The sequence below is a fragment of the Baekduia alba genome, from assembly GCF_028416635.1.
GTDB lineage: Bacteria > Actinomycetota > Thermoleophilia > Solirubrobacterales > Solirubrobacteraceae > Baekduia > Baekduia alba.
In genome coordinates this window covers 283,787-306,996 of the sequence record NZ_CP114013.1, presented here as the reverse complement: position 1 = coordinate 306,996, position 23,210 = coordinate 283,787, and the positions used below count along the sequence as shown (strand labels likewise).

28 protein-coding genes and 1 pseudogene are annotated in these 23,210 nt (G+C 72.8%); 21 read left to right on the top strand and 8 right to left on the bottom strand.

What is annotated here, in order from left to right; translation table 11 throughout:
• Nucleotides 1–32: 32 nt before the first annotated feature.
• Nucleotides 33–743, bottom strand: a complete 711-nt coding sequence (locus tag DSM104299_RS01455; protein ID WP_272475505.1) for a hypothetical protein — start codon at nt 741–743, stop codon at nt 33–35.
• On the opposite strand from DSM104299_RS01455, the gene DSM104299_RS01450 reads away from it, so the two are divergent.
• Entirely contained in the window at nt 742–888 is a 147-nt protein-coding gene (locus DSM104299_RS01450; protein WP_272475504.1) for a hypothetical protein, read from the top strand. The genes DSM104299_RS01455 and DSM104299_RS01450 overlap by 2 nt on opposite strands.
• Before the next feature lie 10 nt (nt 889–898).
• Here DSM104299_RS01450 and DSM104299_RS01445 read toward each other — a convergent pair whose 3' ends face one another.
• Nucleotides 899–1,528, bottom strand: coding sequence for a hypothetical protein (locus DSM104299_RS01445; protein WP_272475503.1), 630 nt, complete (start codon nt 1,526–1,528; stop codon nt 899–901).
• Nucleotides 1,529–1,605: 77 nt separating this feature from the next.
• On the opposite strand from DSM104299_RS01445, the gene lipB reads away from it, so the two are divergent.
• The 9 genes from lipB (at nt 1,606) to DSM104299_RS01400 (ending at nt 10,497) form a co-directional block, all read left to right on the top strand.
• Complete coding sequence (gene lipB / locus DSM104299_RS01440; RefSeq protein WP_272475502.1) at nt 1,606–2,304, top strand: lipoyl(octanoyl) transferase LipB; 699 nt, start codon at nt 1,606–1,608, stop codon at nt 2,302–2,304.
• A gap of 55 nt (nt 2,305–2,359) precedes the next feature.
• A complete protein-coding gene (locus DSM104299_RS01435) occupies nt 2,360–2,830 on the top strand; it encodes a hypothetical protein (RefSeq protein ID WP_272475501.1) in 471 nt (156 codons plus the stop codon).
• A gap of 13 nt (nt 2,831–2,843) precedes the next feature.
• Nucleotides 2,844–3,854: a lipoyl synthase gene (gene lipA / locus DSM104299_RS01430; protein ID WP_272475500.1), complete on the top strand. Its 1,011-nt coding sequence runs from the start codon at nt 2,844–2,846 to the stop codon at nt 3,852–3,854.
• 12 nt (nt 3,855–3,866) lie between these two features.
• Complete coding sequence (locus DSM104299_RS01425) at nt 3,867–4,661, top strand: rhomboid family intramembrane serine protease (RefSeq protein WP_272475499.1); 795 nt, start codon at nt 3,867–3,869, stop codon at nt 4,659–4,661.
• A 6-nt stretch (nt 4,662–4,667) separates the two neighbouring features.
• Nucleotides 4,668–5,609 carry a D-alanyl-D-alanine carboxypeptidase family protein gene (locus DSM104299_RS01420; RefSeq protein WP_272475498.1) on the top strand — a complete coding sequence of 314 codons (942 nt, stop codon included), beginning with the start codon at nt 4,668–4,670 and terminating at the stop codon, nt 5,607–5,609.
• Nucleotides 5,610–5,661: 52 nt separating this feature from the next.
• Nucleotides 5,662–7,509, top strand: coding sequence for a sensor domain-containing diguanylate cyclase (locus DSM104299_RS01415; protein WP_272475497.1), 1,848 nt, complete (start codon nt 5,662–5,664; stop codon nt 7,507–7,509).
• Between the two features lie 133 nt (nt 7,510–7,642).
• Nucleotides 7,643–8,902: an acyl-CoA dehydrogenase family protein gene (locus tag DSM104299_RS01410; protein ID WP_272475496.1), complete on the top strand. Its 1,260-nt coding sequence runs from the start codon at nt 7,643–7,645 to the stop codon at nt 8,900–8,902.
• 2 nt (nt 8,903–8,904) lie between these two features.
• Nucleotides 8,905–10,122: an acyl-CoA dehydrogenase family protein gene (locus tag DSM104299_RS01405; protein WP_272475495.1), complete on the top strand. Its 1,218-nt coding sequence runs from the start codon at nt 8,905–8,907 to the stop codon at nt 10,120–10,122.
• A gap of 171 nt (nt 10,123–10,293) precedes the next feature.
• Nucleotides 10,294–10,497: a cold-shock protein gene (locus tag DSM104299_RS01400; protein ID WP_272475494.1), complete on the top strand. Its 204-nt coding sequence runs from the start codon at nt 10,294–10,296 to the stop codon at nt 10,495–10,497.
• 481 nt (nt 10,498–10,978) lie between these two features.
• Here the strand turns inward: DSM104299_RS01400 and DSM104299_RS01395 are convergent, their stop codons facing one another.
• On the bottom strand, nt 10,979–11,599 hold the full coding sequence (locus DSM104299_RS01395) for a TetR/AcrR family transcriptional regulator (RefSeq protein WP_272475493.1): 621 nt from the start codon (nt 11,597–11,599) through the stop codon (nt 10,979–10,981).
• A 71-nt stretch (nt 11,600–11,670) separates the two neighbouring features.
• Between DSM104299_RS01395 and DSM104299_RS01390 the strand changes: the two genes are divergently transcribed.
• The gene (locus tag DSM104299_RS01390) at nt 11,671–12,480 is read left to right on the top strand and encodes an MBL fold metallo-hydrolase (RefSeq protein ID WP_272475492.1); all 810 of its coding nucleotides are present in this window, start codon (nt 11,671–11,673) and stop codon (nt 12,478–12,480) included.
• A gap of 47 nt (nt 12,481–12,527) precedes the next feature.
• Entirely contained in the window at nt 12,528–14,396 is a 1,869-nt protein-coding gene (locus tag DSM104299_RS01385) for an acyl-CoA dehydrogenase family protein (RefSeq protein WP_272475491.1), read from the top strand.
• A gap of 5 nt (nt 14,397–14,401) precedes the next feature.
• On the opposite strand, the gene DSM104299_RS01380 is transcribed toward DSM104299_RS01385, so the two are convergent.
• Nucleotides 14,402–15,001 (bottom strand): cysteine hydrolase family protein, encoded by a 600-nt coding sequence (locus DSM104299_RS01380; RefSeq protein WP_272475490.1) that lies wholly within the window; start codon nt 14,999–15,001, stop codon nt 14,402–14,404.
• 91 nt (nt 15,002–15,092) lie between these two features.
• Between DSM104299_RS01380 and DSM104299_RS01375 the strand changes: the two genes are divergently transcribed.
• The 5 genes from DSM104299_RS01375 to DSM104299_RS01355 all read left to right on the top strand — a co-directional run bounded on the left by DSM104299_RS01375 (nt 15,093) and on the right by DSM104299_RS01355 (nt 17,511).
• Complete coding sequence (locus DSM104299_RS01375; RefSeq protein ID WP_272475489.1) at nt 15,093–15,455, top strand: YciI family protein; 363 nt, start codon at nt 15,093–15,095, stop codon at nt 15,453–15,455.
• Nucleotides 15,452–16,672 (top strand): RNA polymerase sigma factor, encoded by a 1,221-nt coding sequence (locus tag DSM104299_RS01370; RefSeq protein WP_272475488.1) that lies wholly within the window; start codon nt 15,452–15,454, stop codon nt 16,670–16,672. The genes DSM104299_RS01375 and DSM104299_RS01370 overlap by 4 nt, the downstream gene beginning before the upstream one ends.
• Nucleotides 16,673–16,778: 106 nt before the next feature.
• Entirely contained in the window at nt 16,779–17,129 is a 351-nt protein-coding gene (locus DSM104299_RS01365; protein ID WP_272475487.1) for a hypothetical protein, read from the top strand.
• Nucleotides 17,130–17,138: 9 nt separating this feature from the next.
• A complete protein-coding gene (locus DSM104299_RS01360; protein ID WP_272475486.1) occupies nt 17,139–17,321 on the top strand; it encodes a hypothetical protein in 183 nt (60 codons plus the stop codon).
• A 10-nt stretch (nt 17,322–17,331) separates the two neighbouring features.
• Complete coding sequence (locus tag DSM104299_RS01355; RefSeq protein WP_272475485.1) at nt 17,332–17,511, top strand: hypothetical protein; 180 nt, start codon at nt 17,332–17,334, stop codon at nt 17,509–17,511.
• Here the strand turns inward: DSM104299_RS01355 and DSM104299_RS01350 are convergent.
• A complete protein-coding gene (locus DSM104299_RS01350) occupies nt 17,508–17,816 on the bottom strand; it encodes a hypothetical protein (protein ID WP_272475484.1) in 309 nt (102 codons plus the stop codon). The two genes, DSM104299_RS01355 and DSM104299_RS01350, sit on opposite strands and share 4 nt — an antisense overlap.
• Before the next feature lie 125 nt (nt 17,817–17,941).
• On the opposite strand from DSM104299_RS01350, the gene DSM104299_RS01345 reads away from it, so the two are divergent.
• A complete protein-coding gene (locus tag DSM104299_RS01345; RefSeq protein WP_272475483.1) occupies nt 17,942–18,424 on the top strand; it encodes a group III truncated hemoglobin in 483 nt (160 codons plus the stop codon).
• Between the two features lie 3 nt (nt 18,425–18,427).
• The gene (locus tag DSM104299_RS01340; protein WP_272475482.1) at nt 18,428–18,964 is read left to right on the top strand and encodes a GNAT family N-acetyltransferase; all 537 of its coding nucleotides are present in this window, start codon (nt 18,428–18,430) and stop codon (nt 18,962–18,964) included.
• Here DSM104299_RS01340 and DSM104299_RS01335 read toward each other — a convergent pair whose 3' ends face one another.
• Both DSM104299_RS01335 and DSM104299_RS01330 read right to left on the bottom strand, forming a co-directional pair.
• Nucleotides 18,965–19,180, bottom strand: a complete 216-nt coding sequence (locus DSM104299_RS01335; RefSeq protein WP_272475481.1) for a DUF4287 domain-containing protein — start codon at nt 19,178–19,180, stop codon at nt 18,965–18,967.
• 948 nt (nt 19,181–20,128) lie between these two features.
• Nucleotides 20,129–20,974, bottom strand: a complete 846-nt coding sequence (locus DSM104299_RS01330; RefSeq protein WP_272475480.1) for an NAD(P)H-binding protein — start codon at nt 20,972–20,974, stop codon at nt 20,129–20,131.
• A 159-nt stretch (nt 20,975–21,133) separates the two neighbouring features.
• Between DSM104299_RS01330 and DSM104299_RS01325 the strand changes: the two genes are divergently transcribed.
• Nucleotides 21,134–21,538 carry a winged helix-turn-helix transcriptional regulator gene (locus DSM104299_RS01325; protein ID WP_349294485.1) on the top strand — a complete coding sequence of 135 codons (405 nt, stop codon included), beginning with the start codon at nt 21,134–21,136 and terminating at the stop codon, nt 21,536–21,538.
• A 467-nt stretch (nt 21,539–22,005) separates the two neighbouring features.
• On the opposite strand, the gene DSM104299_RS01320 is transcribed toward DSM104299_RS01325, so the two are convergent.
• Complete coding sequence (locus tag DSM104299_RS01320) at nt 22,006–22,320, bottom strand: hypothetical protein (protein WP_272475478.1); 315 nt, start codon at nt 22,318–22,320, stop codon at nt 22,006–22,008.
• 359 nt (nt 22,321–22,679) lie between these two features.
• Here DSM104299_RS01320 and mobF point away from each other — a divergent pair.
• Nucleotides 22,680–23,195: pseudogene (gene mobF / locus DSM104299_RS01315) on the top strand (MobF family relaxase); the annotation flags it as partial.
• Nucleotides 23,196–23,210: the final 15 nt, after the last annotated feature.

The window sequence follows — 23,210 nt, the reverse complement described above, 5'->3', positions numbered from 1 at the left end:
TGGCGATACGGGAACTTGCGTACGTCGCGTCGCTACCGGCGACCGCCGCCGCCGAGACCGCCGAGGATCCCGCCGACGACCTGGCCGACGCCGGTCACGGTCTGGTCGACCGTCTGGCCGACGGCGGTGACGGTGTTCGCCACGGTGGGCGAGACGGGCTGCACGGCGCCACCGGCGGCGCCGGCGACGTTGCTGACCGCGCCGCCGACGACTTGCGTCGCGCCCGTGACGGCCTGGGCGGCGGCGTCGGGGACCGACGGCGTGGCCGGCGTGGCGGGCGGCGTGGGGGTCGACGGCGCGCTGGGCGTCACCGGCGCGCCGGGCGTCGGCGCGCTCGGGCCGGCGGCCGAGGAGGAAGACGAGGACGAGGACGACGACTTGGCCGGCGCGGCGCCCGCCGTCGAGGACTCGGCCGGCGACGACGCCGGTGCGGAGGCCGGCGGCTGCGCGGCCGGCGTCGGCGTCGGGCTCGACCCGTCGCCGTGCCCGGTCGAGCCCTCGCGCCGCGCCCGCGTGTGCTGGCGGGCGGCCGTGCGCGTCGCGGCCCGCCGCGACGACGCGGTCTCCGACGCGGACGCCGGGCGCTTGACCGGCACCGCCGGCAGCGTGCTCACCGCGGCGGTGCGGTCGGCGTCGACCACGTCCCGCGCCCCACCCGTGCCGACGTCCTCCGCCAGCTCGGTGGCCGCGGCGCCCGCGCCGGCGCCGGGCGCGCGCATCCCCGGCCAACCGTGGAAGGCCATGGTCGCCGAGAAGATCGCCAAGACGATCCCGCCCGCGGCGATGATCGAGCCCGAAGCCCCGGCCGCCGCCGCAAATGCCCGCAAGAAGCGCATCCGAGGGACGGCATCGGCCGGGCCCGAACGATCCTTGATGTCAGCAGGTTGACATGCAGGGTCTAGCCGCCGATGCGGCCCGGGTTGTCCGGGCCCGCGACGGTGGCGTTCGGCCGCTGGTCCGGATCGACCCGCTTGACCGGCAGGCCCTCGTCCATCCGGACGAAGACGCAGAAGTCCTTGCGCGGGTCCGGCCCCGCCCAGCAGGTCCGGAACAGGTCGGCGCCCGACCGCCACGTGTCCTCGCCGTGCAGCGGCAGGTAGCGCGCCGGGGCGCGGTGGGCGGCGAAGACGCGCGCTTCGCGCAGCGCCGTCGCGCTCACCTGGTCGCTGTCGCGCAGGGCGCCTCGATGCGCGACCCCGCCCGCGATCAGCAGCACGCTGAGCCCGGCCATCCCGATGGCGCCGGCGCGGTCGGCGGCGATCTCGCGCGGCAGGTCGGGTCGGCGTACCCGCAGCGCCCAGGTCCCGACCCGCGGCGCCACGGCGACCACCAGCACGTTCAGCAGGCCCGCGGCGAGCAACGACCCCAACAACGACGACCGTCCGCCGGAGAACGGCAGCCGGGCCAGGACCACCGTGTCGACCACGACGAGGGCCGCGAACGTCGGCCACTGCCATGCGCCGCTCAACCGCCAGCGCAGGCGGGTGCGCCAGGCGGCGAACCCCTCGCGCTCCACGGTCCCGGACATGCCTCCGAGTGTCGCAGCCTCGGCAAGCGGCCCGACGCCGCGAGGGCACCGGCACGCCGTGTGGCACCATCTCCTGCGTGGATCTCTGGACGGTGCACCTGGGTCGCGTCCCCTACAGCGAGGCGCTCGCGCTCCAGCAGCGGGTGCGCGCCGCGCGCCAGGCCGACACGATCCCGGACACGCTGCTGACGCTCGAGCACGACCCCGTCTACACGCGCGGCCGCCGCTCCGACCCCGCCGAGCTGCCGTTCCCGGAGGCCTACTACGCCGAGCGCGGGATCGAGGTCGTCGACGTCGACCGCGGCGGCAAGGTCACCTACCACGGGCCCGGCCAGCTGGTGGCCTATCCGATCGTGCGTGTCGGCGACGTCATGGGCTTCGTCGAGCAGCTCGAGACGCTGATGGTCGACGCGCTGGCCGAGGAGGGCATCGCCGCCCGCGGGCGCGCTCACGAGGGCCGCGACTTCACCGGCGTCTGGGTCGGCGATCGCAAGATCGGCTCGATCGGCCTGCACATCTCCCACGGCGTGACGATGCACGGCCTGTCGATCAACGTCGACGGCGACCTCGACCCCTTCACCTGGATCGTCGCCTGTGGGCTGGGCGACGTGGCGATGACGAGCGTGCTGGAGCAGACCGGCCGCGCCGGCCGCCTGGACTGCGTCCGCAAGCGCGTCGCCCACGGGCTGGCCGGCGCGCTCGACCACCGCCAGCGGCTCGTCACGCCGCGGGCGCTGGAGCGCGCGCTCAGCGCGACGCCCTCGACGGTCGGCTGATCTCCGCGGCCGCGCGATCAAGCGCCCGCCGCGCGACGCCGACCTCAGAAGGGCCATGGACGGCACCCTGCGCATCCTCCTCGTCGTCGTCGCCGCGACCATCCCGGCGGCCCTGATCCACGAGCTCGGCCGCGCCGCCGCCGCGCTGCTGCTGACCAAGGGCCGCGTGATCGTCCTGCTCGGCTCGGGCCGCCCGCTGTTCAGCGTCCGGATCGGGCGCGTGCTCATCGCGCCCACCGCCCGCGCCCTCTTCGACGGCGAGTGCCTGCACGAGCCGACCACGTCACCGCGCCGCGCGACCGCGATCCTGCTGGCCGGCCCGCTCGTCGGCGACGTCGTCTTCCTCGCCGCCGCCGCGGCCGCCGCGACCTGGAACGGCGGCGTCACCGAGCACCCGACCGTCCAGCTCGCGCTGTTCGTCTTCGCGCTCGTCGCCCTGACCCGCGCGTCCGCCGACCTGGTCCGCGCGGTCGGCTCCGGGCCGCGCCTGGCGGTCGCCGCCAAGCCGGTCGCATCCGCTCGATAGCCTACGAGCGGCGATGGCCGCCGAACCGCAGACGCCCCCGAGCCAGCCCCAGCGCGAGCACAAGACGCGATCGCGCTCGAACCCCGGTGGGATGGACGTCCTGAAGGTCCTCGGGCCCGATGTCCTGGACATCCGCGAGCGCAAGCCGAAGTGGTTCAAGGTCCCGATGCCGGGCGGCCCGCGCTACCGCGAGCTGAAGGCCAAGATCGCCGACGACAACCTGCACACCGTGTGCCAGGAGGCCGCCTGCCCGAACATCGGCGAGTGCTGGGAGCGCGGCACCGCGACGTTCATGATCCTCGGCGACACCTGCACGCGCCGCTGCGGCTTCTGCCACGTCAAGACCGGCAAGCCGACCTGGAACGACCCGCTGGAGCCCGCGCGCGTCGCCCGCCAGGTCGCCCGGATGGGCCTGCGCCACGCGGTCATCACGTCGGTCGACCGCGACGACATGCCCGACAAGGGAGCGCACGCGTTCGTCGGCGTCATCCGCCAGATCCGCCGCCAGGCGCCGAACTGCAAGATCGAGATCCTGACGCCGGACTTCCAGGGCCTCGACATGCCGCTCGCCAAGGTCATCGCGGAGCGGCCGGACGTCTTCAACCACAACGTCGAGGTCGTCCCGCGCCTCTACCCCATCGCCCGCCGCGGCTCGACCTGGGAGCGCTCGCTGCGCGTCCTGGAGACCGCGAAGGAGATGGGCGGCGACGCCGTCACGACCAAGTCGGGGCTGATGGTCGGCCTCGGCGAGACGCACGACGAGATGGTCGACGCGCTCGGCCAGCTGCGCGAGCGCGGCGTGCAGGTCATCACGATCGGCCAGTACCTGCGCCCGACCGAGCGGCACCTGCCGCTGGTCCGCTACTGGCACCCGGACGAGTTCGACGCGCTGGCCGCCGCCGGCATGGCGATGGGCTTCGACCACGTCGCCGCCGGCCCGCTGGTCCGCAGCTCCTACCACGCCGACGAGCACGTCCCCCAGCCGCTGCCGGGCACCGGCCCGCTGGCGGCGACCGCCAGCTAGCGTCTTCGCGGGTTGTTCCCGCTCAAGGACAACATCCCCACCGAGCGCTTCCCGCTCGTCACGGTCGCGTTGATCATCGTCAACGTGCTCGTCTACCTGCTCTTCCAGCGCAAGACCGGCATCGACTTCAGCGGCAACAGCCTCGATCAGGACCAGCTGGCGCGCTACTCCGCGATCCCCTACGAGCTCACGCACTGGGGCAAGGAGTGCGCGTTCTCCGACGCGTCGGGCCACGTGATCTGCGAGGGCCAGGACGGCGTCTCGGGCGCCGCTCCGGCCCAGCTGCCGACGCTGCTCACCCCGTTCACCAGCATGTTCACCCACGGCGGCCTGCTGCACCTCGGCGGCAACATGCTGTTCCTGTGGATCTTCGGCAACAACGTCGAGGACGCGATGGGCAAGGTGAAGTTCATCATCTTCTACCTGCTCGGCGGGCTGGCGGCGCTCGGCCTCCAGATCGCGATCGACCCCAACTCGACCGCGCCGACGCTCGGCGCGTCGGGCGCGATCGCGGCGGTGCTCGGCGGCTACATCCTGCTCTACCCGCGGGCGCGGGTGCTGACGGTCATCTTCATCATCTTGTTCTTCACGCTGATCGAGGTGCCGGCGACGGTCGTGCTCGCCGTCTGGTTCCTCGAGCAGGTCCTGTTCGGCGTCTGGGGCCTGAGCGACCCGACCGGGAGCGGCGGCGGCGTCGCGTACTTCGCGCACATCGGCGGCTTCGCCTTCGGCCTGCTCGCGATCCGCGCCTTCACCCGCCGGCGCACCGACGCGTACTTCGACCGCGGCCCGCGCCTGGCCGCCTGAGCCGCCGTGCGCCGCCTGCTGGCATCGCTCCTGCTCGTCGCCGCGCTCGCCGCGGCCGGCTGCGGGACGACCGAGGACGACACGCCCACGACCAAGGTCGCCGACACGCCGCACGAGCCGCTCCAGGCCGCCAACGGCCCGATCGCGCCGGCGCCCGCGACGTCGCCGCTGACGCTCGCGCTCACCGGCACGCCCGACCCGGTGCAGATCAAGTTCGGCAAGCCGCCGCGCAGCGGCATCCTGTTCGACCTCGACACCGGCCAGGTCCTGTGGCGCAAGGACCCGACGCGCATCCTGCCGATCGCCAGCGTCACGAAGATGATGACCGCGCTGGTCGTCGTCGACCACGTCAAGCAGGGCGCGAAGGTCAAGGTGACCAAGGAGGCGCTCGCCTACCAGGGCTCCGGCGTCGGCGTGCTGCCGAAGGGCAAGTGGGTCGGGCTGTCGGCGATGTTGTACGGGTTGCTGCTGCCGTCGGGCAACGACGCGGCGATCGCCCTCGCCCAGCGCACGGCCAGGACCGTCCCGAAGTTCGTCACGCTGATGAACGAGCGCGCGCGGGAGATGGGCCTGGCGTGCACGCGCTACTCGACGCCGTCGGGCTTCACCGACCGCGGCAACCACTCGTGCGCCGCGGACCTCGCCGTCGAGGCCCGCGCCATCCTCGACCAGCCGCGGATCGCCCGGGTCGTCAAGCGTCGCTCGGCGGTCCTGCCGTTCCCGATCAAGGGCGGCAAGCTGTACCTCTACAACCACAACCCGCTCCTGCAGCGGCGCTATCCGGGCACGTTGGGCATCAAGACCGGGTTCACCGACGCCGCCGGCCGCTGCCTCGTCGCCGCGGTCGCGCGCGACGGCCATCGCCTCGGCGTCGTCCTCCTGCACTCGCCCGATCCGGGCGGGCAGGCCGAGAAGCTGCTGGACCGCGGCTTCCGCGCCATCGGCTGAACGTCCAGGCCCGGGCTGAAAGCGCGCGCCACCGTGCCGATTGCACGGTGCGATGGCGCTCCTTCCGCCGACCCCGCCCAACGAGGCCGAGCGTCTCGACGCCCTGCGCCGCCTGAAGCTCCTGGACTCCGAGGCCGATCCGGCCTACCAGGCGCTCGCCGACGTGGCCGCCAAGCTGCTGGACACGCCGATGGCGGCGATCAGCCTGATCGACGCCGACCGCCAGTGGACGAAGGCCGGCGTCGGCCTCGCCCACGGCGAAGCGGACCCGCGCGATGTCTCGTTCTGCGCCCACGTCGTCGGCCGCGACGCGGACCTGCTCGTCGTGCCCGACGCCGCGGCCGACCCGGACTTCGCCGACAACCCGCTGGTCACCGGCGGCCGCGTCGGCTTCTACGCGGGCGCGTCCGTGCGGACCGCCGACGGCCACGCGATCGGCACGCTCTGCGTCATCGACCCGCGGCCGCGCGAGATGGACGAGGCCGACCGCCAGACGCTGCGCACGCTCGCCGCCGCCGTCTCCGCGCACGTCGAGGTGCGCCGCCAGTCGCTGGTCGCCGCCGACCGCCACGGCGAGCTGCTGGCCGTCATCGAGCACGCGCCCGACGCGTTCGCGCGGCTGGATCCCGACAGCGAGATCCTCGGCGTCAACGCCCGGACCGAGGCGCTGCTGGGCTGGGACCGCGACAAGCTCATCGGCCTGCGCGCCCACGACGTGATCGTCCCGCCGGACGGGCGCGCGGCGCACGCCGCCGTGCTCGCCGAGGCGACCGCGACCCGCGGCGCGTCCGGTCTGCCCGACGGGCCGATCGAGATCCTGGTCCGCCACCGCGACGGCACGCTGATCCCGGTCGAGATGACGATCGGCGCGACCGACACGCCGCGCGGCATGCGCTTCAACGTGTTCATGCGCGACATCACCGAGCGCATCGAGCGCCGGCGCGAGCGCGCCGAGGAGGCCGAGGCGCTGAGCGCCCTGGCCGAGGTCACGAGCCGGCTGGCTCGCGGCCTCGACGACGCCGTCCTGCGCGACCAGCTGTGCGACGCGGCGGCTGCGATCGCCGGCGCCACGTCCGCCGCGCTCTTCGTGGCCGGCGGCGACGGCGGCCTGGTCGTCTCCGGCGCCAGCGCGCCCGAGCTGCGCGGCCTGACGATCGCGCCGGACGCGCGGTCGCTCTGCCTCCGGGCCTACAACAACGCCGCTCCCGCCTTCACCTCCGACGCCCCCGCCGCGGGCTTCCCGCTGGCGGAGCGCCACGGCGCGCGGGCCGTCGCGGTCCAGCCGATCATGCTCGACGGCCGCTGCTTCGGCGCGCTGGTGGTCTTCTGGGACGTGCCGCGGGCGGAGCTCGGGACGCGCACCGGCCGGCTGCTGAGCCTGCTCGCGCACGAGGCGTCGACGGCGTTCGCGCGCACCGCGCTGTTCGCCCGGCTGGCCGAGCAGTCGCGCACCGACGCGCTCACCGGCGTCCTCAACCGCCGCGCGCTGGACGACGAGCTGCACCTCGCCCTGCTCAACGCGCGCGGGCACGCCGACCCGGTCTCGGTCGCCGTCCTGGACCTCGACCACTTCAAGGCCTACAACGACACCTACGGCCACACCGCGGGCGACACGCTGCTGAAGGGCGCGTGCGCGGCGTGGAGCGACGTGCTGCGCGGCGGCGACGTCCTGGCGCGCTTCGGCGGCGAGGAGTTCGTGGTGGTCCTGCCGCACTGCGCGGCCCCCGACGCCAGGGCGCTGATCGACCGCCTCCGCGCCGTCATGCCCAACGGCCAGACCTGCTCGGCCGGCGTCGCGACCTGGGACGGCTCCGAGGCCGCCGGCGAGCTCCTGGAGCGCGCCGACCAGGCGCTGTACCGCGCCAAGGGCAGCGGCCGCGACCGCGTCTGCCTCGCGTGATTCCGAGTCCCGCGGCGGATCCTGACGGAATCTGGGCCCGGCGGCGCTCGGGAGAGCCGCGCCGAGATTCGGGAGGGGTCCGCTAGAGTCCCGCGCCTACCGACTGGCTGGTCAGCCAAATCAGGAGGCGAGCGTGGATCTCAACGACACGCCCGAGCAGGCCGCATACCGGGTGAAGGTCCGCGGCTGGCTCGAGCAGCACAAGGCCGAGGCTCCCGAGGTGCGCTCCACGCGCGCCGGGGCCGAGGACGCCGGCTACCTCCAGGCGCGCCGCGCCTGGCAGGGCAAGCTCGCCGAGGGCGGGCTCGCGGGCGTCACGTGGCCCCACGAGTTCGGCGGTCAGGGCCTGGGCCCGATCGAGCAGGTCGTCGTCAACCAGGAGCTGGGCCGCGCCGGCGTCCCGGGCATCCTCGACGTCATCGGGCTCGGCATGCTCGGCCCGTGCCTGATCGCGCACGGCACCGACGAGCAGAAGACGCGCCACCTCGGCCCGATGCTCCACGGCGACGAGGTGTGGTGCCAGATGTTCAGCGAGCCGGGCGCCGGCTCCGACCTCGCGGCCGTCCAGACGCGCGCCCGCGCGGAGGACGACGGCGGGTTCGCGCTCAACGGCCAGAAGGTCTGGACCACCAACGCCCACTTCGCGTCGTTCGGCCTGGTGCTCGCCCGCACCAACCCGGACGTGCCCAAGCACAAGGGGATGACCATGTTCATCCTCCCGATGGACGCTCCGGGTGTGACCGTGCGCGGCCTGCGCCAGATCTCGGGCGAGGCGGAGTTCAACGAGGTCTTCATGGACGACGTGCGCGTCGGGCCGGAGATGGTCGTGGGCGGCGTCGACAACGGCTGGGGAACCGCGCTGACCGTCCTCATGTACGAGCGGCTGACGATCGGCCTCGGCTCCGAGGGGCTGGGCTACAACGCGCAGCGCTTCGCGCGGGCGCTGGCCGCCGACCCCGGCGCGGTCAAGGACAAGGCGGTGCGCAAGGCGATCGGCGAGATCGGGACCGACCTGCTCGCCCTGCGCTTCGCCTCCTACCGGACGCTGAGCGCGCTGTCGCAGGGCCAGATCCCGGGGCCGGAGTCCGGCCTGGCGAAGGTCACGACGGTCAACGCGGCGATCGCCGCCGGCGACCTGATCGCCGACGTCCTCGGCCCGGACGCGTTGGACGAGGACTCCGAGTGGTCCTACATGATCTCGTTCCTCCCGGGCCTGAAGTCCGCGGGCGGCACCGAGCAGATCCTGCGCAACACGATCGGCGAGCGCGTCCTGGGCCTGCCGCCCGAGCCGCGGCTGGACAAGGCCGTTGCGTTCAGCGAGCTGGCGAAGCTGTCTCGCCCAGGGGGCTCGGTAAGTTCCGGGGCCGAGGAGAAGGAAGGGGCGGCGGCCTAGCCATGGACCTGTCATTGACCGACGAGCAGGAGTTCCTGCGTGAGGCCGCGCGCGGCACGCTGTCGCGCTTCAAGGTGATCGAGGCCGCGCACGAGGCGCTGGACGGCGGGCTCGAGAAGCTGCCCGACCTCTGGCCCGCCGCGCGCGAGGCCGGCTGGGCCGGGCTGCTGATCTCCGAGGAGCACGGCGGCGCGGGCCTCGGCGTCTTCGACGCCATGCTGGTGGCCGAGGAGACCGGGCGCGTGCTCGCGCCGGTCCCGTTCCTGGGGCTGTTGCCCGCGACCGCGATCCTGGACGCCGCGGGCGACGCGCGCTGCGCCGCGGTCGCGGCCGGTGAGCTGCGACCGGTGTGGATCCCGACGCGCCCGCCGGGCGACCTGGAGCCCAACTGGACCGTCGACGGGCCGGGCGTCGCGCGCCCCGCCGCGCCGACGATCGAGGGCGACGGCGACGCGGTCCGGGTGACCGGCCACGCCGCGTACGTCCCGGACGCGCCGGGGGCCGACCTGCTGGTCGTCGTCGGCGTGGACGGCACGGTCGCGGCGGTCGACGCGGGCGCCGACGGCGTCACGATCGAGCAGGTCGTCCGCTACGACGTGACCCGCGCGGTGGCGCACGTGACGCTCGACGGCGCCCAAGGTGTACGCCTTGCCGTCGATGATGGCGTCGTCGCGGATGCGGCCACATCCACGTCCGGCGCTGCCCGGTCGACGGAGGCCGTGGCGGCGGATGCGGCCACATCCACGTCCGGCGCTGCCCGGTCGACGGAGGCCGTGGCGGCGGATGCGTGGTACGTCGCGCAGGCGCTGGTGGCGGCGGAGACCGTCGGCACCGTGCAGACCACGTTGGAGATGAGCGTGCAGTACGCGAAGGAGCGCTTCACCTTCGGCCGCGCGATCGGCTCCTACCAGGCGATCAAGCACGAGCTCACCGAGGTGCTGCGGCGCCTGGAGAACTCGCGCTCGCTGCTGTTCTACGCGGGGTGGGCGCGGGACTCGGCGCCGGAGGAGTTCGCGCTCGCCGCGAGCGCCGCCCGGTCGGCCGCGGGCGCCGCGCTGGACTTCGCCGCGCGGTCCAACATCAACGTGCACGGCGGCATCGGCGCGACGTGGGAGCACGACGCCCCGCTGTACTTCCGCCGTGCCCAGCTGACCCGCCGGCTCATCGGCGGACACGGCGACGCGACCGATCGCGTGGCCGAGCGGCTTCTCGCAGCCTGAGTGCAGAAACCATCGCGCCGGTGGGAGGCCCTTCCCACCGGCGCCATCGGTTGCTACGGTGCCGCGCATCAGGCCCGATGTGGGCTCCAGAGCAGCGTGTTGGCGTCGCAGTGGTAGGTCGGAAGTGCCCTCCCGCGTTCGCAGCACCGAGGACGTAGGAGAGAGAGACCGATGGCACAGGGCGTCGTGAAGTGGTTCAGCGATGAGAAGGGGTTCGGCTTCATCACGCCGGACGAGTCCGGCAAGGACCTCTTCGTGCATCACAGCGACATCGAGGCGGACGGCTTCCGCACGCTCGCCGAAGGCGCGCGCGTGGAGTACAGCACCGAGGCCGGGGCCAAGGGCCCGAAGGCCGTCGGCGTCCGTCCCGTGTAACACCAGACACGTTCGCTCGAGCGCGCCGCCGCGACAGCCGGCGGCGCGACTCGCGACGCACCGAGGTCCACTGCGGCCGGCAGCGCTCGCGGCACGACGGCCATGGAGGCGCGTCACCCCAGGCGACCTGCGTCGGCGGCGGCCAGCGGCGGTGGCGGCACCGCGGCCATGGAGGGGCGACGGAGAGCGGCGACGGTCGTCGCGCCAACTTGGCCCGCGCACCGGCGCGGGAGCGGTCTCAGCGAGCCGAGGCCGACTGCGGCCAGCAGCGCTCGCAGCCCGACGGCTGCGGAGGCGCGTCAACCGAGGGCACAGCGCGCCGGTCGGCGGAGAGCGGCTACGGTCGCCGCGCCAAGTCGGCCGACGCACCGGTGCGACGGCGGTGCAGCGACTTGACGCTGACTGCGGCCTAGCGTCGGTGGCGGCGCGGTGGCGGTGGCGGTGGAGGCGCATCGACCGCCAGCCGTCGAGGCGCGCCGCCTCAGCCGAACCGGCGGCGTGCCCTTGGTGCGTGGAGGACGGAGCGCATCGCGCGCCAGCCGCGGGCGGGGGCGTCGGGGTCGCCGAGGAGGCGGTGGGCCTGGTTCACGCCCATGGCGATGGCGTTCATCGTGAACGCGACGTCCTCGGGGACGGTTCCGCGTGGGAGGTCGCCGTCGGCGATCGCCCGGCGTGCCTCGTGGGCGAGCACGCCCAGCCACTGCTCGTGCTGGGCCAGGACCGCGTCGTGGACGCGGCCGGGCCGGTCGTCGAACTCGCACGACGCCGCGGTGACGAGGCAGCCACCGGGGAAGACGTCGCGCTCCAGGTAGGACATCCACGCGTCGGCGATCGCCAGCAGGCGCGCCCGGCCCGGCTTGACCGACGCGGCGCGATCCCAGACCTCGCGCCGGTAGACCGCACCGGCCGCGTCCAGCGCGGCGAGCTGCAGCTCCTCCTTGGTCCCGAAGTGCCCGAGCAGCCCGGCCTTGCTCATGTCGAGGTCGCCGGCGAGCCGGCCGATCGTCAGCCCCTCCAGCCCCTCGACCGACGCGAGCGCGACCGAGCGATCGAGGATCGCGGCGCGGGTCTTGGCGGTGTCGGCGACCGAGCGGCGGGGCATGGCGCGCACTACGTTACCGATCGATCGGTCGCTATTGACATAGCGACCGATCGGTAGTTAAGTGCGCCCGCATGAAGATCACACGTCTCGGCTGGGCCGGCATCGAGCTGGAGGCCGCCAACGGCGAGTCGGCCGTCATCGACCTGCTCCTCGACGTCGGCTCGTCGCGCGAGCTCATCGGCGAGGCGCACACCGCGCTGCCCGCGCCCTCGCGCGCCGGCGAGGTCGCGGTCGCCCTCGTCACCCACCTCCACACCGACCACACCGACGCCGACGCGATCGCCGGCGCGCTCGGGCCCAAGGGCATCCTGCTGCGCCCCGCGGCCGACACCGGCGCGTTCCTGGAGATCGCCGGCGAGCTGGACGCGGAGAAGCGCCTGGTCGAGCTCGGCGTGCGCCAGCGGGTCGTCAACGTCTGGGAGACCGTGGAGGTCGGCGCGTTCCGGGCGACCGCGGTCCCGGCCGTCGACGGCTTCGGCGACGTCCAGGTGTCCTGGATCGTCGAGGCCGACGGCACCCGGATCTACCACGCGGGCGACACGCTGTTCCACGGCTCCTGGTGGCGCGCCCGGATGCGCACGGGCGAGATCGACTACGCCTTCCTGCCGGTCAACGGCCCGCGCGTGACCCTCCCCCACCGCGTCCCGGCCTCGCCGCGCAACGCGGTGATGTCGCCCGCCGAGGCCGCCGCCGCGGCCCACGTCCTCGGCGCCCGGGTCGCGGTCCCGATCCACTACGACACCATCAACCGCCCGCCGGTCTACGAGCAGGTCGACGATCCGGCCGGCGCCTTCCTGGCCGAGGCGGCGGCGCTCGCCGTCGACGCGCGCGTCTTCGCGCCCGGCGCCGTCGTGCTGGAGGGCGCCGGCGCGCCCGCTTGACCGTCCGCCGTCGTTCACGGGGCGTACCTGCGGGGTACGCCCCGGGCATGGCCGCTGACGTCACCGAACGCGAAGCACGCCAGGTCGCCGAAGACGCCCGCGAGAGCGAGTGGAACCTCCCCAGCTTCGGCAAGGAGCTGTTCCTCGGCAACCTCCAGCTCGACCTGATCCATCCCCAGCCAAAGCTCGAGCCCGCCGCCGTGGAGAAGGGCGAGGCCTTCCTGAAGGACCTGCGAGCCTTCCTCAGCGAGCACGTCGACCCGCTCCAGATCGAGCGGGACGCGAAGATCCCCGACGACGTGATCGCCGGCCTCAAGCAGCTCGGCGCGCTGGGCATGAAGGTCCCGACCCAATATGGAGGCCTTGGCCTCTCGCAGGTGTACTACAACCGCGCGCTGACGCTCGTGGGCTCGGTGCACGCGTCGCTCGGCGCGCTGCTGAGCGCGCATCAGTCGATCGGCGTCGCCGAGCCGCTGCTGCACTTCGGCTCCGAGACCCAGAAGCAGGAGTGGCTGCCGAAGGTCGCCAAGGACCACATCTCCGCCTTCCTGCTCACCGAGCCCGACGTCGGCTCGGACCCGGCGCGCGTCGGCACGACCGCGACGCCGACCGACGACGGCAAGGGCTACAAGCTCAACGGCCGCAAGCTGTGGGCGACCAACGGCGCGATCGCCGACATCGTCGTCGTCATGGCCAAGGTCCCCAAGGGCGACGGCCACCGCGGCGGCATCAGCGCGTTCGTCCTCCCCTACGACACCGACGGCGTCTCGGTCGAGCACCGCAACGCCTTCATGGGCCTGCGCGGCATCGAGAACTCGGTGACGCTCCTCGAGGACGTCTTCGTCCCGACCGAGAACCTGATCGGCAAGGAGGGCCAGGGCCTCAAGATCGCGCTGACCACGCTGAACACCGGCCGGCTCGCGCTGCCCGCCATCTGCCTCGCCACCACCAAGCTCGCGACGAAGATCGCGCGCGAGTGGTCGGCCGAGCGCGTCCAGTGGGGCCAGGCGGTCGGCAAGCACGACGCCGTCGCGCAGAAGGTCGCCTTCATCGCCGCGTCGTCGTTCGGCCTGGAGGCCATGCTCGACGTCGCCTCGCGCATGGCCGACGACAAGCAGCGCGACATCCGCATCGAGGCCGCGATCGGCAAGTTGTACGGGTCGGAGATCGGCTGGTGCGTCGTCGACGAGCTGATGCAGATCCGCGGCGGCCGCGGCTACGAGACCGCCGAGTCGCTGAAGGCGCGCGGCGAGAAGCCGATCCCCGTCGAGATGCTGATGCGCGACATGCGCATCAACCGCATCTTCGAGGGCTCGACCGAGATCATGCACCTGCTGATCGCCCGCGAGGCGGTCGACCAGCACCTGGCGGTCGCCGGCGACATCCTGGAGCCGGAGGTCGCGCTGGGCGACAAGGCCAAGGCGGCGGTCGGCGCGGCCAAGTTCTACGGGAAGTGGCTGCCGCAGCTCGCGGTCGGCGAAGGGATCAAGCCCGGGTCCTACTCCGAGTTCGGCGAGCTGGCCAAGCACCTGCGCTACGTGGAGCGCGCGTCGCGCAAGATGGCGCGGTCGACGTTCTACGCGATGGGCCGCTGGCAGGCCAAGCTGGAGCGCAAGCAGACCGTGCTGGGCCGGATCGTCGACATCGGCGCCGAGCTCTTCGCGATCTCCAGCGCCGTGGTCTACGCGCAGACGCTGCAGAACGAGCAGCCCGCCCGCGCGGCCGAGGCCGTCCAGCTCGCCGACCTGTTCTGCCGGCAGGCGCGCCGCCGCGCGGACGCGCTCTTCGCCGAGTTGTTCGACAACGACGACGACGCCGCCTACGCGGTCGCCCAGGACGTCCTGGCCGGCAAGTTCACCTGGGACGAGGAGGGCGTCCTCGACCTCTCCGGCGACGGCCCGCAGGTCGCGGGCTAGAACGCCTACGCCACGTCGATGCCGCCGGCCGTGGTGACGCGGCCGGCGAGCAGCGACGTCGTCTGGCGCAGCGACGCCGCGAGGTCGAACGGGTCCAGCGCGGAGACCGCGTCGCGCGGGATCACGACGCCGTACCAGCGCAGCGCGGCCGACGACGCCGTGTAGTGCACGCAGATGTTCGCGACCGTGCCGCAGATGACGAGCGTGCTGACGCCCCACTGGCGCAGCAGGTGGTCCAGCGCGGTGCCGTAGAACGCGTCGTAGCGCGGCTTGCGGATCACGGTGTCCTCGGGCAGCGGCGTCAGCTCCTCGACGATCGCCCACCCGGCCGTGCCCTCGACGGCGTGCACCGGCCAGATCGCGAACTCCGGGTCGCCGGCGCGGTGCGTGTCCTGCGTGAAGACGATCCGGGCGCCCGCGGCGCGGAAGCGCGCCACCAGCGCGGCGATGACGGGCACGGTCGCGCGCGCGTCCGGGACCTGGAGCGAGCCGTCGTCGGCCACGAAGTCGTTCTGCATGTCAACGACGACCAGCGCGGTCTTCGCCGGGTCCAGCGCGACGTTCTCGGTGTGCGGGATCTCCGGGACGTCCAGCGTGTCGGCCATGCGCCGGACGGTAGCTTGCCGAAGGGATGTCGAGAACGGCGCGGCGGCTCCGACCAGGGGTCAAACGAACGTCCCTCAGGAGGGATACCCCATGAAGTACATGATCATGATCTACGACAACGCCCAGACGCGCGAGCACTTCTCCGGCCCCGACGGCAAGGAGCTGATGGCCGAGGTCGACGCCATCATGGCCGAGCTGACCGAGTCCGGCGAGCTGATCGGCGGCGAGGCGCTCGCCGACCCCAGCCAGAGCAAGGCCATCAGGCTGGTCGAAGGCGTCCCGGCGATCACCGACGGTCCGCTGGCCGAGGCCAAGGAGCACTTCGGCGGCTACCTCATGGTCGAGTGCGAGAGCTTCGACCGCGCGGCGGAGATCGCCCGGCGCTGGCCGAGCGCGCGGTTCACACCGCTGGAGGTCCGGCCGCTGATGACCCACGACGGCGCGGAGATGTGAGCGCCCCCGCCGCCGTCGAGGACCTGCTGCGCGCGCTCGCGCCGCGGGTCCTCGGCACGCTCGTCCGCCGCCACGGCCAGTTCGACGCGTGCGAGGACGCCGTCCAGGAGGCGCTGCTGGCCGCTGCGACGCAGTGGCCCGCCGAAGGCATCCCGGACGGGCCGTCCGCATGGCTGGTCACCGTGGCGACCCGGCGGCTGACCGACGCGTGGCGGGCCGAGAGCGCGCGGCGCGAGCGCGAGGAGCGCGTCGTGGTCGCCGAGGAGCGCGTGTCCGGCGTGGCGGTCGCCGACGAGGACGACACGCTCACGTTGTTGGTGTTGTGCTGCCATCCGGAGCTGTCGGCGCCGTCGCAGCTGGCGCTGACGCTGCGCGCCGTCGGCGGGCTGACGACCGCGGAGATCGCCAGCGCGTTCCTGGTCCCCGAGGCGACGATGGCCCAGCGCATCAGCCGCGCGAAGGCGACGATCCGTGCACGGGGCGGGCGCTTCGCGCTGCCGGAGGACGGAGCCGAGCGCGCCGAGCGGATGCGCGTCGTGCTCCACGCGCTGTATGTGATGTTCAACGAGGGCTACACCGCGACGTCGGGCGCGGAGCTCGCGCGCGCCGAGCTGACCGGCGAGGCGATCCGGCTGACGCGGCTGCTGTGCGCGCACCTGCCCGACGACGGCGAGGCCCAGGGGCTGCTGGCGTTGATGCTGCTGACCGACGCGCGCCGGCCGGCGCGGACCGACGCGGACGGCGCGCTGGTGCCGCTCGCCGAGCAGGACCGGTCGGCGTGGCGCGCGGAGGAGATCGCCGAAGGGCTGGGCCTGATCGCCGGCGCGCTGGCCGGCGCGCCGCTCGGCCCCTACCAGCTGCAGGCCGCGATCGCGGCCGTCCACGCCGAGGCGGCCACGGCCGACCAGACCGACTGGCGCCAGATCGTCGCGCTCTACCGGCTGCTGGCGCGGGTCACGCCCGGCAACCCCATGGTGTCGCTCAACCACGCGGTCGCGGTCGCGGAGCTCGACGGGCCGCGCGCGGGGCTGGCGCTGCTCGCCGACCTCGACGAGCGCCTGGCGGAGTCGCACCGCCTCGGCGCGGTCCGGGCCCATCTGCTGGAGCGCGCAGGCGACGTGGCGGAGGCGCGCGCCGCGTACCTCGCCGCCGCGCGGAGGACGACCAGCCTGCCGGAGCAGCGCTACCTCGAGGGCCGCGCGGCGGCGCTGACCTGAGCGCTCCCACCCGTCCGGGTGGCGTCGGCGCAGCGTTGGTGAGGTTCAACGAACGGCGTTCACTCCACGACGTCCATCGTTCGCCGTCGCGTCACGCCCTGGCGGCATGATGACGACGACCGAGCGCTTCTCGATCGGCGGCCGCGCCGCCTCGCTCGCCCTCCTGCGCACCCGCATCTCCCGGCTTCCGGGCCTGGCCGTCCTCGACGATGTCCATGCGACGCGCCGCGGACCGGCCCGCCTGCTGATCGACGTGCAGGGCACGGGGATGTCGGGCTACGAGATCGGGCGCAGGATGCGCGCGTTCTCCGGCGTTCCGCTGGACTTCTGCCGCGAGCACCGGCTCGTCTTCGTCTTCGACGAGCACGAGGAGATCGCCGAACGGGGCGAGCGGCTCCTGTTCGCGCTCGGCCATGCCTGCCAGGCATCGGCCCCCGCGGTTACGTGTGAGGTCTAAGCTGGAGGGATGACCAACGTCGCCACCCGTATCCAGATCCTTCGCCAGCTGGAGACCGTTGCGACGCGGCTGGAGTCCCCGAAGCTGAACGGCCCGCAGCGAATGGCGCTGCTGCGCCGGCAGGCCGAGCTGGGCGACCAGCGCGACGTCCTCGCCGAGCGCGCGCGCCGCGCCGCCGCGACGGCCGTCTAGGGCCACGGCCATGGCCGGCGCACGCAAGACGCCGCTGGCCGAGTTGCAGGCCGACGCGACGCACACCGCCACCCGCGTCGCGCTCTACCAGCAGAAGCTCTACGCGGGCCGCGGCGACGTCCGGCGGCTCGCGGAGCTTCAGCGCGAGGCCGCCGGCGCCGCCGAGCGGCTCGCGCACGCGAACGACTAGACGGCGACGCGCGGGCGCAGGCCGAGGCTCGGCAGGCGGCGGCGCGCGCGCCGGCGGGTGCCGTGGCCGCGCAGCTCGGCGGCGCGGAGGCGCAGGAGCTTGACGGCGTCCTCGGTGTCGGCGAACGGGTCGGCGACGACGCGCTCGCTGTGCAGGTCGATGGCGGCCACGAGGCGGCCGTCCACGACGGCCATCAGCGCGGGGCGGCTCACCGTGCGCGCGGAGTCGAGCTGGGCGAGCTCGCGAAGGGCGCCGTCGTGCTCGGACGTCGCGTGCTGGAGGGCGATGGTGGCGGAGAAGGTCATACGTACATCTTGCGCCTGAGGGGGCCTTCGCACATCGGGCGAACGGTGCTGGTCCGGGAGTCCGCGGCCTTAGGCGGAGGGGCTGGAAGCTCAGGTCGAAAGGCCGACCCCTTACGCTGAGGTCCGTGCTGCCGAACGACCCGCGCGACATCCACACCCGAGCCGACTGCGAGCGGCTCGTGCGCGCCTTCTACGCCAAGGCCATGGTCGATCCGATGATCGGGTTCCTGTTCACCGACGTGGCGAAGCTGGACCTCGAGGAGCACGTCCCGACGATCACGTCGTTCTGGGAGACGATGCTGCTCGGCACGCGCACCTACGGCGGCGGCGCCTTCGCCCCGCACGTGTCGCTGCATCGCAAGGCTGGGCTGCGCGGCCCGCACTTCGAGCGCTGGCTGGCGCTGTGGACGGCGACGGTCGACGAGCTGTTCGTCGGCGCGCGCGCCGAGGAGGCCAAGGCGCACGCGCAGCGCGTGGCGAAGGCGTTCTCGCGCCGGCTGGCGACGCTGCCGGCCGACGGCGAGGTCGTCGCCGAGGAGCTCGACGGGACCGGCGGGCTGCCGGTGGCGCTGTCGATCACCCGGCACGGCGACGCCACACGGGACTGAGGCGTGGAGCTCCGGGTCGCGCACACCGCGGAGCTGGACGAGGGCGAGCTGCGGGCGGCGCGATCGCTGCTCGACGACGTCTTCGCGGGCGAGCTGGACGACAGCGACTGGGAGCACGCGCTGGGCGGCGTGCACGCGCTGGCGTGGGTCGACGGTGATGTCGTCGGCCATGCGTCGGTGATCCAGCGCCGGCTGATCCACCAGGGCCACGCGCTGCGCGCGGGGTACGTCGAGGCGGTCGGCGTCCGGGCGGAGGTGCGGCGCCGCGGCGTCGGCGCGGCGCTGATGGACGCCGTCGAGGACGTCATCCGCAACGCCTATGACTTGGGCGCGCTGGGCGCCACCGACGCCGCCGTCCCGTTCTACGTCAGGCGCGGGTGGCGTCGGTGGCGCGGGCCGTCGTGGGCGTTGACGCCCGACGGCGTGGTCCGGACAGCGGACGAGGACGGCGCGATCTACGTGCTCACGCTCGCCGATGGGGCCGAGCTGACGCTCGACCGGCCGCTGATGGCGGACTGGCGCGAAGGGGGTGTGTGGTGACTACGCCGCGGCCTGCTGCGCGCGGAGGTCGGCGACCAGCGCGTTGGCATGCCCGTGGCCCATGCCATGCTCCTGCTTGAGCCAGGCGACCAACTCCATGTGCTTGGTCAGGCCGGTCGCGCGCAGGAGGCCCTGCCACTCGGCGATCGACCTGCCGTACCTGGCCTCGATGGAGGGGAAGTAGGAGGCGGGGCCCTTGGTCTTGCGGTCGTTCATGTGGGCTAGGACGAGGCGGGGCGCCGGAACTCATCGCGGGGTCGCTGCACAACCGGCGCTGCTGCCGGCACATCTAAGCTCGGCCATGGTGCAGTCGCCTCGGGCACCGGACGGGGGCTGATGCCCGCTGCGGGCGGCTCCGCACGACCTCCGGAACGACGAAACCCCCGATAGCGCAGGGCTTTCGTGACGATGGAGCCAGACGGGATCGAACCGACGACCTCGTTCCCCGGTCGCGACGCCGGCGCACAGCCATTACAACGCTGTCGTCACCAAAAAGTCGTGCAACCGTCGCGCCGAGCGGTCGACACTCAGCCCCCGCCACGCTAACGACGCCAACCATCGTCCGGCATACGATTGCCAGTTTCCAGGGCGTCAGACGCGGCAAGCGACGGCGCACGGCGAGCCCCAATGGCCAGGCGTAGCGACCGGCCGATGTCGTCGATCTGACGCGTCGGCGACCGGAATCGAGCTCGTCAGCTGCTGGGCGCTCGGCACCCGCGCTCTCGGCGCCGCGAGCCGGCGGGCAACCTTCGTGATGTGCGGTTCGTTGCGCAACGACCCAGACGGCAGCTTGGCCGCAAGCTCGGAGCAGACCGCCACCAGACTGCCGAGTGGGGGTGGATCGGCGCCCACTCCGACGACCAAGCCGAAGAAGAAATCGTGCGTCGCCACTGGGCGTGTTCAGCCGATCGACTTCAGCAAGACCGAGTACCCCAACATCCCCAACCACGGTCTTGATGTTGGGCACGCCGATCGAGTAGCGCCACTCCGCCCGTTCCAGACGCTCTCGTGAATCGAGCTCAGACCTTCGTGTCCCAAAACCCCAAGTCGGGTGGCCCGTCCGCCGTCGCGAGCCTTGGGCCAGGCCACCGCGCCCATGTAGACCGGGATGCGCAGCCGTACCATCGAGCGGTACGGCTGCGACACCCGATCAGCCGGCGGTGGTTAGCCGAAGACGTCCGCGTGGCGCTTCGCCCACTCGGCGAACGCCCGGGGCGGCCGGGCGAGAATGCGCTCGACGTCCGGGCTAACGGCCTGCTCATCGGCGGTCGGCTCGCCGAGGATCGAGAGCGTGCCATCCACAACCGGTCCGGGCATGAACGCCAGCATGTGCTCCCGAGCGTCCTCACGGCTCAGCTCGACGAACTGCACGGGCGCGCCGAGCGCGTCGCTGATCGCCTGCACGCGCTCGCGCGGCGAGATGGGTGCCGGGCCGGTGAGCTCGTAGGTCCGACCGACGTGTGCGCCACCGATGAGTGCCGCGGCCGCGACCTCGGCGATGTCGACCGGGTCGATCGACGGCAGCCCCACGTCGCCGAAGGGCGCGGCGGCCATGCGCTGGCTGCTGATCATCTCAGCCCACATGAGCGCGTTCGACGCGAACCCTCCGGGCCGCAGGATCGTCCAATCGAGACCGGACTCTGCGACGGCCGCCTCGAACGTCCCGAGATGCGAATGAGAGATCGAGTCCGGCCGCGTCCGTACGCCCTGAGAAGACAGCAGGACGACGCGCTTCACCCCACTGGATCGCGCGACCTCGAGGATGTTGCGGGCCAGCTCTCCGGAGGCATGCAGCTCGCCGGGGACGAGGAGGAAGAGGGCGTCAGCTCCCTTCACTGCCGGCCCGAGGGTGGGGGGGTCGGCGAGATCGGCCTGCTCATACCGCACGCCCGGCAGCGGATCTCTGTCCGGAGGCCGCCGTGACACTGCCACGACGTTCTCTTGCGCGTCAACGAGCGCCTGGACGAGCGGCCGTCCCACGTTCGAGGTTGCACCTGTCACCACGATCATGCGTACTCCGTTCTGTGCCCGCTGCAGCCGATGAGGGCGGCCGACGAGCGTGCCGCTCGTCGTGTACAGCGATGCCTCTGGTCAGGAAGGGAGCGAAGCTAGCATCGAAGCTATACTAGGTACCTAGGGGAAACTGACTATCTGACGAGGATGGGCCGTATGAGACAAGACGCCGTCACGAGCACCCCGCGGAGCCTCGATCCGAGGCAGGCGTGCCCGATCGACCCAGTGGTCGACATCATCTTCAGCCGCTGGACCACGCCGATCCTCTGGACGCTCAATTCCCGTGGCCGCCTGCGGTTCGTCGAGCTCAAGCGCGAGATCTCGACGATCACGTCGAAGGTCTTGACCGAGCGGCTACGGCAGCTGGAGCGCGACGGCCTCGTGATACGCACGTACCACAGAGAGATCCCGCCGCGGGTGGAGTACGAGATCAGCGATCTCGGCCGAACCCTCGCGCCGCTCTTCGCCACGCTCGCGGAGTGGGCCTCGGTCAACTGGGAGCAGGTGGAGAAGGCTCGCGCGACCTACGAGGCCGCCAACTCGGCTCCCAGCGTGAGGTGATGTGAGACTCGGCCGCCCCCGGCTCGACGAGCTGCACGAGCCGCTTTGCCGCCACCCGGTTCACAGCCGTCGGCCGCAGGTCCGGTCGAGGCCCGAGAGGCGGCCGAGGCGTGCCGGCCCACGAGCATGCCGACGTCCTGTGCGACACCGTGATCACGCGTGTCGTTCGCCGGGTGAGGTCTTCGCCGACGCTGCGCCTGCGAGGCTCGCCGTGGATCGGTGATCGAGGAGCGGCGAAGCTGCGCCGTGCCCGCCGTCGCGCTGGTCGCGGCCGCGGGGGTCGTCGTCGGGCACGCGCGCAGGTTCGAAACCCCACCGCGCCCACGTCGCTCGTGCGTTCGCCAATGCCGGCGGGCTTCCCGCGCCGCCCAGAACCTCGAGACCTTCGGGCGGCGGGTAGACGACACGATCAATGACCTTCCGATATTTCTGCATCAAGGAGACGCATTGGAACGGGACGCACCTTGTTAGCCACGTCGACACCGTCTCGCCGCGACGATGCAAGCCCGGTGCGCACCAACTCCTTCATCAACCCGACGGACCGCCCCCGCATCTCGCTGCCGCCAACAATGGCTCGCGCGCATGAGCTCGTCGTGTCGCCGACCGCCGAAGCGGCCCGGTCGAAGTGCGCCGAGCCCGCCGATCGCCGGCGGCATGTCGAGCATCGTCTTGACGAGCGCACGCGCCGCGCCGGCGGCGTGCGTCACCCACAGCGCCTCGGCGACCCACAGGCCCTCGACGTCGTCAGCGGGTCCGAGCAGCGGCTGATTGTCGGCGGTCATGGCGAACACGCCATTGAGCCGCTTGCCCCCGAGCTGAGCATCTGGTCTCGTGCTCCTTCTCGTCGGTCGTCGACGTTGACGCATCCGCCGTGTCGGTGGCGTCGTCGCCCGTTCGGCCGCCATTCGTCTCCTCCCAACTGCTTGATTCCCGGCGCCCACGGACAAGGCCGCCAAGCTCCTCTGGCACACCTGACCCCTGGCCAACCGTCCTCATCGCAGACCGTCGACTGCCGTCAACCCCTGACACTCCGGCCGCGAAACCGCACCCGCCCCTGCAACCCCACGTCCAACGGCGGACACAGCGGACACAGACATGCACCCCGCAGGGGGTGCTTCGGGGGTCTCGGCGACAGAGCGACATGCTCAACATCGGCAAGCTCGCGGCGGGGCCCTCAACCGGGCGGTACTACGAGGAGCAGGTCGCCCACGGGCGCGAGGAGTACTACGCCGGTGAGGGTGAGCGGCCAGGCCCCTGGGTCGGCGGCGGCGCCGCCGACCTGGGGCTGACCGGCGAGGTCGCCGACGGCCAGACCGTCCGTCTGCTCACCGCCGAGCACCCGGAGTCGGGAGAGCCGATCCGCACCCCGATGGCCGAGGGTGCCGTCGCCGGCTTCGACCTCACCTTCCGGGCACCGAAGAGCGTCAGCGTCATCTTCGGCATCGGCGAAAACGCCATCGCCCGACGGGTCCGCCGCGCGCACGAGGCCGCCGTCGCCGACGCGCTCGGCTACCTCGAGCGCGAGGCCTGCCGTGCACGTCGCGGCAAGGGCGGCGCGATTCAGGTCGTCGGCGGGGGCTTCGTCGGCGCGGCCTTCGAGCACCGCACGTCGCGCGCCGGCGACCCCGTGTTGCACACGCACGTCGTCATCGCCAACGAGACCCAGGGCCTG

Bases quoted from the DNA above. Each gene is read 5' to 3' on its own strand.
- DSM104299_RS01450 (WP_272475504.1), top strand. From the start codon at position 742: ATGGTCGCCGAGAAGATCGCCAAGACGATCCCGCCCGCGGCGATGATC.
- DSM104299_RS01455 (WP_272475505.1), bottom strand. From the start codon at position 743: ATGGCCTTCCACGGTTGGCCGGGGATGCGCGCGCCCGGCGCCGGCGCG.
- DSM104299_RS01445 (WP_272475503.1), bottom strand. From the start codon at position 1,528: ATGTCCGGGACCGTGGAGCGCGAGGGGTTCGCCGCCTGGCGCACCCGC.
- DSM104299_RS01435 (WP_272475501.1), top strand. From the start codon at position 2,360: ATGGACGGCACCCTGCGCATCCTCCTCGTCGTCGTCGCCGCGACCATC.
- lipA (WP_272475500.1), top strand. From the start codon at position 2,844: ATGGCCGCCGAACCGCAGACGCCCCCGAGCCAGCCCCAGCGCGAGCAC.
- DSM104299_RS01415 (WP_272475497.1), top strand. From the start codon at position 5,662: ATGGCGCTCCTTCCGCCGACCCCGCCCAACGAGGCCGAGCGTCTCGAC.
- DSM104299_RS01405 (WP_272475495.1), top strand. From the start codon at position 8,905: ATGGACCTGTCATTGACCGACGAGCAGGAGTTCCTGCGTGAGGCCGCG.
- DSM104299_RS01400 (WP_272475494.1), top strand. From the start codon at position 10,294: ATGGCACAGGGCGTCGTGAAGTGGTTCAGCGATGAGAAGGGGTTCGGC.
- DSM104299_RS01395 (WP_272475493.1), bottom strand. From the start codon at position 11,599: ATGCCCCGCCGCTCGGTCGCCGACACCGCCAAGACCCGCGCCGCGATC.
- DSM104299_RS01390 (WP_272475492.1), top strand. From the start codon at position 11,671: ATGAAGATCACACGTCTCGGCTGGGCCGGCATCGAGCTGGAGGCCGCC.
- DSM104299_RS01385 (WP_272475491.1), top strand. From the start codon at position 12,528: ATGGCCGCTGACGTCACCGAACGCGAAGCACGCCAGGTCGCCGAAGAC.
- DSM104299_RS01380 (WP_272475490.1), bottom strand. From the start codon at position 15,001: ATGGCCGACACGCTGGACGTCCCGGAGATCCCGCACACCGAGAACGTC.
- DSM104299_RS01375 (WP_272475489.1), top strand. From the start codon at position 15,093: ATGAAGTACATGATCATGATCTACGACAACGCCCAGACGCGCGAGCAC.
- DSM104299_RS01365 (WP_272475487.1), top strand. From the start codon at position 16,779: ATGATGACGACGACCGAGCGCTTCTCGATCGGCGGCCGCGCCGCCTCG.
- DSM104299_RS01360 (WP_272475486.1), top strand. From the start codon at position 17,139: ATGACCAACGTCGCCACCCGTATCCAGATCCTTCGCCAGCTGGAGACC.
- DSM104299_RS01355 (WP_272475485.1), top strand. From the start codon at position 17,332: ATGGCCGGCGCACGCAAGACGCCGCTGGCCGAGTTGCAGGCCGACGCG.
- DSM104299_RS01350 (WP_272475484.1), bottom strand. From the start codon at position 17,816: ATGACCTTCTCCGCCACCATCGCCCTCCAGCACGCGACGTCCGAGCAC.
- DSM104299_RS01335 (WP_272475481.1), bottom strand. From the start codon at position 19,180: ATGAACGACCGCAAGACCAAGGGCCCCGCCTCCTACTTCCCCTCCATC.
- DSM104299_RS01330 (WP_272475480.1), bottom strand. From the start codon at position 20,974: ATGATCGTGGTGACAGGTGCAACCTCGAACGTGGGACGGCCGCTCGTC.
- DSM104299_RS01325 (WP_349294485.1), top strand. From the start codon at position 21,134: ATGAGACAAGACGCCGTCACGAGCACCCCGCGGAGCCTCGATCCGAGG.
- DSM104299_RS01320 (WP_272475478.1), bottom strand. From the start codon at position 22,320: ATGACCGCCGACAATCAGCCGCTGCTCGGACCCGCTGACGACGTCGAG.